10 protein-coding genes are annotated in these 10,772 nt (G+C 70.2%); 1 reads left to right on the top strand and 9 read right to left on the bottom strand.

Annotated elements, in window-relative coordinates; all coding sequences use genetic code 11:
- Positions 1–28: 28 nt before the first annotated feature.
- The 9 genes from ACFU7D_RS26010 to miaA form a co-directional block, all read right to left on the bottom strand.
- A complete protein-coding gene (locus ACFU7D_RS26010; protein WP_378726124.1) occupies positions 29–2,023 on the bottom strand; it encodes an ATP-dependent DNA helicase in 1,995 nt (664 codons plus the stop codon).
- Between the two features lie 10 nt (positions 2,024–2,033).
- Complete coding sequence (locus tag ACFU7D_RS26005; RefSeq protein WP_378726122.1) at positions 2,034–2,786, bottom strand: SGNH/GDSL hydrolase family protein; 753 nt, start codon at positions 2,784–2,786, stop codon at positions 2,034–2,036.
- Positions 2,787–2,873: 87 nt separating this feature from the next.
- Entirely contained in the window at positions 2,874–4,358 is a 1,485-nt protein-coding gene (gene hflX / locus ACFU7D_RS26000; RefSeq protein WP_378872860.1) for a GTPase HflX, read from the bottom strand.
- A 72-nt stretch (positions 4,359–4,430) separates the two neighbouring features.
- Positions 4,431–6,059, bottom strand: coding sequence for a VWA domain-containing protein (locus tag ACFU7D_RS25995; RefSeq protein WP_378872858.1), 1,629 nt, complete (start codon positions 6,057–6,059; stop codon positions 4,431–4,433).
- 103 nt (positions 6,060–6,162) lie between these two features.
- Positions 6,163–6,939: an SDR family NAD(P)-dependent oxidoreductase gene (locus tag ACFU7D_RS25990; protein WP_378872855.1), complete on the bottom strand. Its 777-nt coding sequence runs from the start codon at positions 6,937–6,939 to the stop codon at positions 6,163–6,165.
- Between the two features lie 60 nt (positions 6,940–6,999).
- Positions 7,000–7,851 carry a diaminopimelate epimerase gene (gene dapF, locus ACFU7D_RS25985; protein WP_378872852.1) on the bottom strand — a complete coding sequence of 284 codons (852 nt, stop codon included), beginning with the start codon at positions 7,849–7,851 and terminating at the stop codon, positions 7,000–7,002.
- On the bottom strand, positions 7,851–8,480 hold the full coding sequence (locus ACFU7D_RS25980; RefSeq protein ID WP_378726114.1) for a pyridoxamine 5'-phosphate oxidase family protein: 630 nt from the start codon (positions 8,478–8,480) through the stop codon (positions 7,851–7,853). The genes dapF and ACFU7D_RS25980 overlap by 1 nt, the downstream gene beginning before the upstream one ends.
- A gap of 54 nt (positions 8,481–8,534) precedes the next feature.
- Complete coding sequence (locus ACFU7D_RS25975; protein ID WP_378872850.1) at positions 8,535–9,464, bottom strand: helix-turn-helix domain-containing protein; 930 nt, start codon at positions 9,462–9,464, stop codon at positions 8,535–8,537.
- 23 nt (positions 9,465–9,487) lie between these two features.
- Positions 9,488–10,420 carry a tRNA (adenosine(37)-N6)-dimethylallyltransferase MiaA gene (miaA, locus tag ACFU7D_RS25970; RefSeq protein ID WP_378872848.1) on the bottom strand — a complete coding sequence of 311 codons (933 nt, stop codon included), beginning with the start codon at positions 10,418–10,420 and terminating at the stop codon, positions 9,488–9,490.
- Between the two features lie 119 nt (positions 10,421–10,539).
- Here miaA and ACFU7D_RS25965 point away from each other — a divergent pair, with 119 nt between their 5' ends.
- Positions 10,540–10,734, top strand: coding sequence for an antitoxin (locus ACFU7D_RS25965; protein WP_091051581.1), 195 nt, complete (start codon positions 10,540–10,542; stop codon positions 10,732–10,734).
- Positions 10,735–10,772: the final 38 nt, after the last annotated feature.

Raw genomic sequence — 10,772 nt, 5'->3', positions numbered from 1 at the left:
CGGTCAGAACGAGCCGACTCGGCGAAGATCAGGCCGAGGCCAGCTCCGAGAGACGCTTGAGTGCCTTGCGTACGACGTCGGGATCGGTCGTGGCCCACATCGGCGGCAGGCTGGCCTTGAGGAATCCGCCGTAACGGGCGGTGGCCAGGCGGGCATCGAGCACGGCCACGACACCACGGTCGGTGGTGGTGCGGATCAACCGGCCGGCACCCTGCGCGAGCAACAGGGCCGCATGGGTGGCGGCGACCTGCATGAACCCGTTGCCGCCGGCCTTGTCGGCCGCCTGCTGCCGGGCCGACATCAGCGGGTCGTCGGGCCGCGGGAACGGGATCCTGTCGATGATCACGAGCTGGCAGGTGTCGCCGGGGACGTCGAGGCCCTGCCACAGCGACAGCGTGCCGAAGAGCACCGTGTGCGGGTCGGCGACGAACTGCGCGGCGAGCTCGGGCAGCTGGGCGTCGCCCTGGGCCAGCGTGGTCAGATGAGGCAGCTTCTGGCGCACGACCTCGGCGGCGGCCTCGGCGGCACGCCGGGACGAGAAGAGCCCGAGCGTACGCCCGTCGGCGGCGTCGACCAGGTCGACGATCTCGTCGAGGGTCTTGGCACCCATCCCGTCGCGCCCGGGAGGAGGCAGGTGTCGGGCGACGTAGAGGATCCCCTGCTTGCCGTAGTCGAACGGGCTGCCGACATCGAGCCCGATCCACGGCAGCACGTCATCGGTACGCTGCGCCCCGGCGCCCACCTCCGTGCGCTCCTCCGCCTTGAGCCCGAGAGATCCGGCCACGGGGCCGAAGTCGCCACCGAGCTTGAGGGTCGCCGAGGCGAAGACGACGGTCTTCTCGGTGAGCAGCTTCTCGCGCATCTGCGCCCAGACCTGGAGCGGAGCCACGCAGAGTCGGGGCGGGATCCTGTCGCCGCCCTCGTTGAGCCAGATCACGTCGTGCTCGGAGGCGGCGGCCATCCGCTCGGCGGTCGTGAAGACCTCCTGCAGGCCGCCCTTGGCCTGCTGGAAGCCGGGGTCGGCACTGTCGGAGTCCTTCGGCTTCGGGAGCGCCGAGATCGCGGACCGGGCGGCGTCGCGCACCAGCACGAGCGCGTCGGAGATGACCTCCGGGAGGGTCACGAACCGCCCTGGTGAGCTCTCGTTGATCGCGGCCCGCAACGCGTCGGAGGCGTCGGCCAGGTCGTCGGCCTCGGAGCCCTCGATGTGCTTCTGGGCCCGCCGGGCGGCCCGCTCCACCTCCGCCGCGGTCAGCTCGTCGGTCGCCGCCTGGGTCACCCGGGCGACGAGCTCGTGGGCCTCGTCGATCACCACGGCGTCGTACTCCGGGATCATCGGCACGCCCTCGATCGCGTCGATCGCGAGCAGGGAGTGGTTGGTGACGATCAGGTGGCTCTTCTGGGCCTTGTCGCGAGCGACCTCGACGAAGCATTCCTCGCCGAAGGGGCACTTGGCGGCGCCGAGGCAGTCGCGGTGGTTGACGGAGACCTGGCGCCACTCACGGTCGGTGTGGCGGGGCGCGGAGTCACGCTCGCCGCTGCCGCCCTTCTCCGCCTCCTTCTCGGCCCAGCTGCGCAGCTCGAGGACCTTCTCGGCCATCGGACCCAGCGGGACGTCGACCAGGGTGCCCTGGTCGTCGGGAGCTCCCTCGCGCACCCGGTGGAGGCAGGCGTAGTTGGAGCGGCCCTTGAGGACGGCGTAGGACGCGTCGACGCCGGGGCGCGTGCCGATCGCCTTGACCAGGCGCGGCAGGTCGCGCTCGACGAGCTGGTGCTGCAGCGCCAGGGTCGCGGTGGCGATCACGACCCGGCTGTCGTGGAGCAAGGAGGGGACCAGGTAGGCCAGCGACTTCCCGGTGCCGGTGCCGGCCTCGACCAGCAGGTGCTCCTCGTCGACCAGGGCCTGCGCGACCGCGTCGGCCATCATCACCTGACCCTCGCGGGTGGCTCCGCCGAGGGTCGCGACCGCATCCGCCAGGGCTTCACGTACTGGCGTCTGGGAGGCGATGTCGGTTGCGGTCACTCGGGCAACCTTAGCCGTGCGCGGGGACAGTCTCCGATCGGCTCTCCGCGATCCGGCGGGCGACGATCTCCCCGAACTGCATGTGACCCGCGACCGTCAGGTGGGTGTTGTCCTCGAGCATGGGCAGCTCGAGGTCGAAGACGTTGATGTAGGTCACCCCGTACTCCGCCGAGACCCGCCGCATCATCTTGTTGACGGCCCTGATGGCCTTGGCACGGGAGTTCACCTTGGGCGCGCTGAGCACGATGACCTCGTGGTCCTCCAGCTCGTCCAGGGTGGCCCGGAAGCCCTTCTCGACGTCGTCGAGATCGCTCTTGGAGTCGTTGATCCCACCCTCGAGCACGACCAGGTCGGCCCCTTGCGCCACCGCGTCGGGGACACGCTCGGGGAACGAGATCGGGCCGCACCGCTCCATCAGCGCGTGCGAGTATCCGGTGCCGCCGAAACCGGAGACGCGCACCTCACCGTCGAGATAGCGCGGCCAGGACAGTCCTGGGTCGTCCAGCCCGAAGCCGGAGGCCCAGGAGTCACCGATCACCACGACGCGCTCGCCGGCTCCGGTCACCACGGAGGCGCGGGTCACCGACTCGGCGGCCAGCCGAGTGCACAGGTCCTGGGTCAGCTCGGACTCGTGGCTGGCCTTCTGTCCCGGGAGCACGCCCTCGTCCTTGCTGGCACAGCCTGCGAGCATGGCCACCAGGACAGCACCGGCCAGCGCGCCCACGATCGTGGCGCGCGCCGCGTGGCGTACCTCTGTGCGCATCCCTGCCCTCTCCGACGACTGATCGTCCCAAGTGTGAGGGACGAGCTCGGCATCGCCAATGTCGCAACGCCGGATCAGCGTCCAAGATCAAGCAGAGTAAGCAGCCAGCTCACCGGCCAGGTCCGCGTTGGCGCGGCCCTTCACGACGGTGCCTTCGGCAGTGTGCTCGAGGTGGTCGATCTCGCCGTGCTGATGGATCCGGTTGACCAGGTCACCCCGCTCGTAGGGAAGCAGTGCGGAGAACTCCACGCCCGGCCGCGGCAGGTCGGTCTCGACGGCCTTGATGGCCGCGTCGATGCCCTCGCCGGTCTTGGCAGAGACCGCGACCGAGTGGGGCTCGGCGCGCAGCAGCCTGGCGATCACCAGCGGGTCGGAGATGTCGGCCTTGTTGATCACGACCAGCTCCGGCACCTCGCTGGCACCGATCTCGGCGAAGACCTCGCGCACCGCCGCCAGCTGACCCTCGGGGTCGGGGTGGGAACCGTCGACCACGTGCACGACCAGGTCGGCGTCGGCGACCTCCTCCAGCGTCGAGCGGAACGCCTCGACGAGCTGGTGGGGCAGGTGACGCACGAAACCGACGGTGTCGGACATCGTGTAGACGCGGCCGTCCTCCGTCGTCGTCTTCCGGGTGGTCGGATCCAGGGTCGCGAAAAGGGCGTCCTCGACGAGCACCCCGGCACCGGTCAGCCGGTTGAGCAGCGACGACTTGCCGGCGTTGGTGTAGCCGGCGATCGCGACCGCCGGGACCTGGTGACGCTTGCGGTCGGCGCGCTTGGTGTCGCGGGTGCCCTTCATCGCCTTCAGCTCACGGTTGAGCTTGGCGATCTTGGTGTTGATCCGGCGACGGTCGGTCTCGATCTTGGTCTCACCGGGACCACGGCCACCGATACCGGCACCACCGGCGACCCGGCCACCGGCCTGGCGGGACAGGTTGCCACCCCAACCACGAAGCCGCTGCTTCATGTAGCTGAGCTGGGCGAGCTCCACCTGCGCCTGGCCCTCGCGGGACTTGGCGTGCTGGGCGAAGATGTCGAGGATCAGCGCGGTCCGGTCGACGACCTTGACCCCGGTGCGGTCCTCGAGGTTCCTGAGCTGGCTCGGCGCCAGCTCGCCGTCGGCGATCACGGTGTCGGCGCCGGTCGCGGCGACGATCTCCTTGAGCGCCTCGACCTTGCCGCGTCCGATGTACGTCGCGGGGTCCGGCGCCTGGCGACGCTGGTAGATCGCCTCGAGCACCTCTGAGCCGGCCGTCTCGGCGAGGAGCGCGAGCTCGGCCAGGGAGTTCTCGGCGTCGGTCTGGGTGCCGCCGGCCCACACGCCCACGAGCACCACTCGCTCCAGGCGAAGCTGGCGGTATTCGACCTCGGTGATGTCCTCGAGCTCGGTGCGCAGGCTGGCGACGCGCTTGAGCGCGTGGCGCTCGGCGAGCTCCATCGCACCGACGGTGGGGTCGGTGTCCTCGGGATCCTCGTCGGCGTAGCCGGACTCGAAGCTGTCGTCGAGCGCGTCCCAGTCCTCGGTGGCCTCGAGCTCGTCAGCGAGTGAGAATTCGTGTGCGTTGTTCGTCATATACCAACAAGGATACGGCGCCGCTCCACCCGGGGGACAATGCTTATCCGCGGGCTCGATCCGGGGCCGGTCTCAGCGCTGCTCGAGCGCCTCTCGAAGGACCTGTCCGACATCCTCGGGCCGCTCGGCGACGTACGCAGCCCCGCCGGTCGCATCGGCGATCGCCTGCAGCGTGCCGAGGTCGGCGTCGGCGGTGATCCCGATCCCGAGGACACGGACCGGCCGCCGCGGGTCGGAGGCAGCCTCCAGCTGGCGTACGAGCTCTGCCACGTCGATGGAGTCGGGATCGTCGTTGGTGCCGTCGGTGAAGAGGAGCACGTCGTTGGAGGCCAGCGGGTCGTAGGCGGCGACCGCGGCCTGGTAGGCCGCCAGCGCCGTGTCGTGCAGGGAGGTGCCGCCACCGGTGCGTGCGGTGAGACCGGCGATCTCCGCGGTCAGCTGCGCACGCTGGTCCTTCGTCGCCAGCTGACGGGTGGGAACGAGCACCTTGTGGTCGGCGCCCAGCGTGCCCTCGGTCTTCTCGGAGAAGGCCCAGAGCCCGATCGCGGCGCCACCGGGAAGGAGACTCACGGCCTCCGACGCCGCCTCCTGGGTGAGCTGGAGTCGGGTGGTGGCGCTGTCGGGAGCGGACGGCCAGGCCATCGAGCCCGAGACGTCCATGACCGCGATCGCCCGGGTCGGCCGAAGTCTGGCGTTCCACTCCGAGGCCGTCTTCGCCACCGTGGCCGGGTCGACCAGGGTGTACGCGCCCACGTTGGGGGCCGGCTTGCCGGCGCCGCTGGTGCGGAACCCGGCCTGGGTCAGCGCGGTGTCGGCGGCGCCGCTGTCGAGCACCCGGGCGAAGCTGGTGATCGAGGCGGCGATCGAGTTGCGGCGCGAGGGGTCCGCGGTGATCAGGACCGGGTAGTCGAGGACCACCGTGCCCTCCTTCGGCGCAGTGGCCTTGAGCGACGGCGCGTAGGTCGACCACTGCTGCTCACTGGTCGCGGTCACCCCGCTCATGACCGTCTGCAGCTCCGCCAGGCGCCCCGAGTCCGTCGGCCCGGCGCCCTCCTCGCCGGAGGCGATCCGCTCTGCGTACGGCGCCAGCTTGGCCTCGCTCTGGGGCTTGCCCCGGCTCGCGACGGCCGTGCCGAGCGCGCTCATCATCCGCTGGGGGTCACCCATCAGCAGGTCGTCCTCGGCGAAGGCCTCGGCGAAGGAGGTGCGGGCCAGGCCGTCACCGGAGACGAGCACGACCGGCGATGAGGCCATCGAGGCCCGCAGCGTCACCGGCTCGACGGCCGGGTCGATCCGGTCCAGCCAGAGCGAGGAGTCAGGGATCCATACGTCGGGGAGATCGCCGTCGAGCGCCAGCGGCTGGAGGACCTTGTCGGTCTTGGCCGCCTCCACCTCGAACTGGCCACAGCCGGCGTCCTCGAGAATGTTGCCCACGACGGTCGCCACCTCGGGAGCCACCGCGACCGTCATCTGCGGTCCGAGGCAGGTCCGGTCACCGCTCGAGGCCGACTCGCCGCTGGCGACCAGCGCGGTCGCGATCAGGCATACGGCCAGCACGCCGGCCGCGCCGGCGATCACCCCGATCGTCTCCCGCGTCAGTCGTGGCTCGCGCGGGGGCTTCCTCGGACCCGCCGGCCCCGTGGGGTCGGGCTCGATGATCGCGAGCGCCTTCGACGTACCGGTGTCCGCCTTATCGGACATGCGAACTCCCCTTGCTCCGACGTCCGCGGAACGGTCTGAAACGGTCCGCGGCTGGCGCACACATTAGCGGTGCGCCAGCCGTCGGGGTACTACTTGCGTCCTGTTACTTCGGTGGCATCCGGATGCCGCCGTCGACGCGGATCGTCTCGCCGTTCATGTAGTCGTTGGTCAGACACTCCACGACCATGCTGGCCAGCTCCGCCGGCTCACCGAGCCGGTGCGGGAACAGCACGCTCTCGCCGAGCTTGGCCTTGAACGCCTCCGAGTCCGGGCCCTCGCCGTAGATCGGGGTGTCGATCAGCCCCGGGGCGACGGTGTTGACGCGGATGCCGACCGCGGCGAGGTCGCGCGCGAGCGGGAGGGTGAGTCCGACGACGCCGCCCTTGGACGAGGAGTAGGACACCTGCCCGATCTGGCCGTCGAAGGCCGCCACGCTGGCCAGGTTGACGATCGCGCCGCGCTGGCCGTTGGCGTCCGGCTCGTTGCGGCTGATGTAGGTCGCCGCCTGGCGGCACATGTCGAAGGTGCCGATCAGGTTGATCGCGATGACCTTCTTGTACGCATCCAGGTCGTGCGCCGAGCCGATCTGACCGTCGCGTCCGATCGTCCGCTGGGCCCAGCCGATCCCGGCCGAGTTGACCACCGCCTTCAGCGGCGCGATCTCCACGGCCCTCTCCACGGCGTTGGTGATCTGGTCGGTGTCGGTCACATCAACGGGCACGAACAGCCCCTTGATCTCCTCCGCCAGGGCCTCGCCCTTGTCCTTCTGCATGTCCGCGACGATCACCGTCGCGCCCTTGGCCGCCAGCGCCCGGGCGGTCGCCGCCCCGATCCCGCTGGCCGCTCCGGTAACGATCGCTGTGCTATCAGTCAACTCCATGGGCAGCACCCTAGACGTGACCACCCTCACGAGGGTGAATACCCGTTAACCGTCTCGCGTTCAGAGCGACGTGACGCCCTCGGCGACCAGGATCGCCGGTCCGGTGAGCAGGACGCGGTCGTCGGTCGTCCAGGTGACGTGGAGGGTGCCACCCGGCACATCCACGCGGTACGTCACGTCGGACTCGCGAGCGATCGCGAGACCGTCGGCCTCGGCGGCCGCGACCATCACCGCGCACGCTCCGGTGCCGCAGGAGCGGGTCTCGCCGGCGCCTCGCTCGAAGACCCGCATCGCGACGTGGCGATCGGCGACGCGTGCGAAGAACTCCACGTTGACCCCGTGCGGATAGACCGCCTCGTCGAAGACCGGGGAGTCGTAGAGGTCACCGACGGGGCCGTGCGGGTCGATCGACTCGACCTCGGCGGCCGCGTGCGGGTTGCCCATGTCGACGTTGCAGGCCGACCAGAAGTGGTGGGCGACGGTGACCTGGGTCGACCCGAGCAGCTTCGGCGAGCCCAGGTCGGCGGTCCAGACGTCCCCGTCCGCGCGCAGGGTCTTGTCACCGGCCCGCGTCGCGAAGGTGACCTCGTCGCCGGCGAGACCGGCGGAGCGCAGATACTCCGCGAAGACCCGGGTGCCGTTGCCGCACATCTCGGCCACGGTGCCGTCGGCATTGCGGTAGTCCATGAACCACTCCGCGTCGCTGACCGGGCGGTCGTCACCGGTGTAGGCGGCGGTCCGGATCACTCGCAGGATGCCATCGCCGCCGATGCCGGCCCGGCGGTCGCACAGCGCCCGCACCCGGTCGGCCATCTCCTCGTCCGAGAGGGCGCCGTGCACCGAGCCGTCGAGGTCCGGCAGCAGCACGAAGTCGTTCTCCGTGCCGTGTCCCAGCACGTATGCGTAGGACATCAGTAGAGGGACTTCGAGTAGGTGTCGGTGCGGTAGTAGTCCTCCATCTCCGCAAGCGTACGCGGGTCGTTCTCGACCTGCTTGGCGATGACCGCGCGCTTGGGGAGGTGGTCGGGGTCCCACGTCTCCGGGTCCCACAGACCCGAGCGCAGGAACGCCTTCGCGCAGTGGAAGAAGATGTCGTCGATGTCGACGACCAGGGCGAGGATCGGCCGCTTGCCCTTCACGACCATCTCGTCGAAGAACGGTGCGTCCGAGACCAGTCGGGCACGGCCGTTGATCCGCAGCGTGTCGCCGCGGCCCGGGATCAGGAAGTTGAGCCCGACGTGGGGGTTGGCGATCACGTTGCGATAGCCGTCGACCCGCTTGTTGCCCGGCCGCTCCGCGATCGCGATCGTCCTGTCGTCGATGACGTGCACCAGTGACCCGGCCGGGTCCCCCTTGGGCGAGGCGTCGCAGTTGCCGGCGGTGTCCGAGGTCGCGAGCACGCAGAACGGCGTCGCGGCGAGCCACTGCCTGTCGATGTCGAGGAGCGCCGGGCGCCCCTTGGTCGCCGCCCGCTCGTTCGGGACGCCGACCAGGTCGACGAGCTCCTCGAGCGTGCTGATCTCAGTCCAGGTAGGGGTCACGGGGCTCAGGGTACGAGGCGTGCCCGCGGGCGGCCGAATCCATTTCGCGGTCGCTCAGGCCGTCGGTACCTCGCCCCGGCGGGCCCGCAGCCACTCGATCGGGTCGCCCCGGTCGACCTCGACACCGGCCATCCGGAGCATCATCCGGACCAGCAGACGCCGATGGGCTGCGTACGTCAGGACGTGGGCGACCACCGACCCGATCTGGAAGCTCTCCGGCGGCTCGCACAGGGCGTCGATGAGCCGGTCCTCCCAGGCGCCGCGGCGCTCGATGTCACGCACGACCGCCAACCACCGCGCGGCCACGGCCTCGTGCCGCTCGACCAGCGCGACGACCGAGTCGGTGCGGCTCCGGACCGGCATGGAGAGTCCCTCGACGGAGGCCACCCAGCACTCCTTGGCCCACACCGTCGCCTCCAGGACCTGTGCGAGCGACTCCTCCGGGCCGTCCCACTCCAGCACCTCGTGGCCGGCCAGCCGCACCTGGGTGAGCACCTCCGCGGGCAGGGACTTGGCGAGGTCGAGCAGGGCTCTGGTGTCGTCGAGGTCGTGCATGACGAGCTGCTCGGTCAGCGGCGAGAGCACCCGCTCCTGGGAGTCGACCCACAGCGACTCCGGCGGATGGAAGTGGATCCCGTTCGGGGCCGGCAGCCAGTGGCTGACCGCGGCGGTGCTCGGCGGGTGCCCGAAGGCCTTCGCATAGGCCCGCGAGAACCCCTCCACGGACTCGTACCCGGCAGCCCAGGCCGCATCGGTCACCGTGCCACCGTGCTGCAGCTGCCAGGCGGCCCGCTCCAGCATCACCCGGCGTCGCATCGCGACCGGCGGCTCGCCCGCACCCCGGGAGAGCAGCCGGTTGAAGTGATAGGGCGAGGTGTAGGCGTCGCCGGCCATCTGCGCCAGCGTGCGCGGCTCCCCGTCGTCGGCACCGTCGAGCACCGCGTCCAGGAGCTCCCGCAGCCGGTCACGCTCGTTCCCGCTCACCCCGCTCACCCCGCTCACCCCGCTCACACCGCCACCGCCCGCACCGCTGCGACTGCCTTCTCGAGGCGGGACGGATCGTCGTACGAGACCCAGACGACCCGCGGATCCTTGCGGAACCAGGCATCCTGCCGCCGGGCGAACTGACGGGTCTTGATCGCCGTCCGCTCCATGGCGTCCTCCAGCGTCGTCTCCCCCGCAAGGTAGACGGCGACCTCCTGGTAGCCGATGGCCTTCGACGCAGTCCGCGACCGCCCCAGACCGGCCTCCAGGAGCCGGGCCACCTCCTCGACGAAGCCGGAGTCGAACATCTCCGAGACGCGCTGCCGGATGCGTACGTCCAGTGCCTCCCGGGAGATGTCGACGCCGATCTGGATGGAGGCCGGGTCGTGGTAGACCTGCTCCGGCAGTCGTGCGCTGAACGGCTCGCCGGTCAGCTCGATGACCTCCAGAGCGCGTACGACCCGGCGGCCGTTGTCGATCTCGATCCGCTCGGCCGCGACCGGGTCCAGCTCTCGCAGACGGTCGTGAAGTGCCTTCTCACCTGCGGTTTCGAGCTCCTTCTCCAGACGCTCCCGCACCTCGTTCGAGGTCCCGGGGAACTCGAACCGGTCCAGGATCGCTCGCGTGTAGAGAGCGCTGCCGCCGACCAGCACGGGGGTCTTCCCGGCCTTGCGAAGCGTCGCGATCTCCTCGCGCGCCAGCGCCTGGAAGTCGGCGACGGAGGCCGGTTCGGCGATGTCGAGGAGGTCGAGGAGGTGGTGCGGGATCCCGCGCCGCTCCGCGACCGGCAGCTTCGCCGTCCCGATGTCCATGCCGCGGTAGACCTGCATCGCGTCGGTGTTGATGATGTCGCCGCCGAGTGTCTCGGCGAGGTCGAGGGAGAGCGACGTCTTCCCTGCCGCGGTGGCTCCGACGACGGCCACGATCGGGGTGGCAGATAGGGGAAAAGATCCCAAGTCACGTAGTCCATGCGGCCCATCCGGGTCGCGTGTCCCCCTGTTGCTGTCGTACTCCATGCAGTTAGTCTGGCCGCAAGTTGGCTCATACGGGGAGCCACCGATCCAAAGGGGGAAGCATGAGCTTCTTGGACAAGGCAAAGGATCTCATCGGGCAGGGCGTCGACAAGGTCGGCGCCGACAAGGTCGGCGAGGGCCTGGACAAGGCCGGCGAGTTCGCCGACGAGAAGACCGGTGGCAAGTTCAGCGACCAGATCGACCAGGGCGTCGAGACCGCCAAGAACGAGGCGGAGAAGCTGGACGGCGGCAACTGAGCCATCCTCAGTCTTCGAGGCGGGGAGCAACCCAGACC

The sequence above is a fragment of the Nocardioides sp. NPDC057577 genome (genome assembly GCF_042801335.1).
GTDB lineage: Bacteria > Actinomycetota > Actinomycetes > Propionibacteriales > Nocardioidaceae > Nocardioides.
Note: the sequence above shows the minus strand (reverse complement) of the source record. Positions and strands in the feature narration are given on the sequence as shown.

Excerpts from the sequence above, each read along its gene's own strand:
- ACFU7D_RS25965 (WP_091051581.1), top strand. The coding sequence starts at position 10,540 with ATGAGCTTCTTGGACAAGGCAAAGGATCTCATCGGGCAGGGCGTCGAC.
- ACFU7D_RS26005 (WP_378726122.1), bottom strand. The coding sequence starts at position 2,786 with ATGCGCACAGAGGTACGCCACGCGGCGCGCGCCACGATCGTGGGCGCG.
- ACFU7D_RS25990 (WP_378872855.1), bottom strand. The coding sequence starts at position 6,939 with ATGGAGTTGACTGATAGCACAGCGATCGTTACCGGAGCGGCCAGCGGG.
- dapF (WP_378872852.1), bottom strand. The coding sequence starts at position 7,851 with ATGTCCTACGCATACGTGCTGGGACACGGCACGGAGAACGACTTCGTG.
- ACFU7D_RS25995 (WP_378872858.1), bottom strand. The coding sequence starts at position 6,059 with ATGTCCGATAAGGCGGACACCGGTACGTCGAAGGCGCTCGCGATCATC.
- hflX (WP_378872860.1), bottom strand. The coding sequence starts at position 4,358 with ATGACGAACAACGCACACGAATTCTCACTCGCTGACGAGCTCGAGGCC.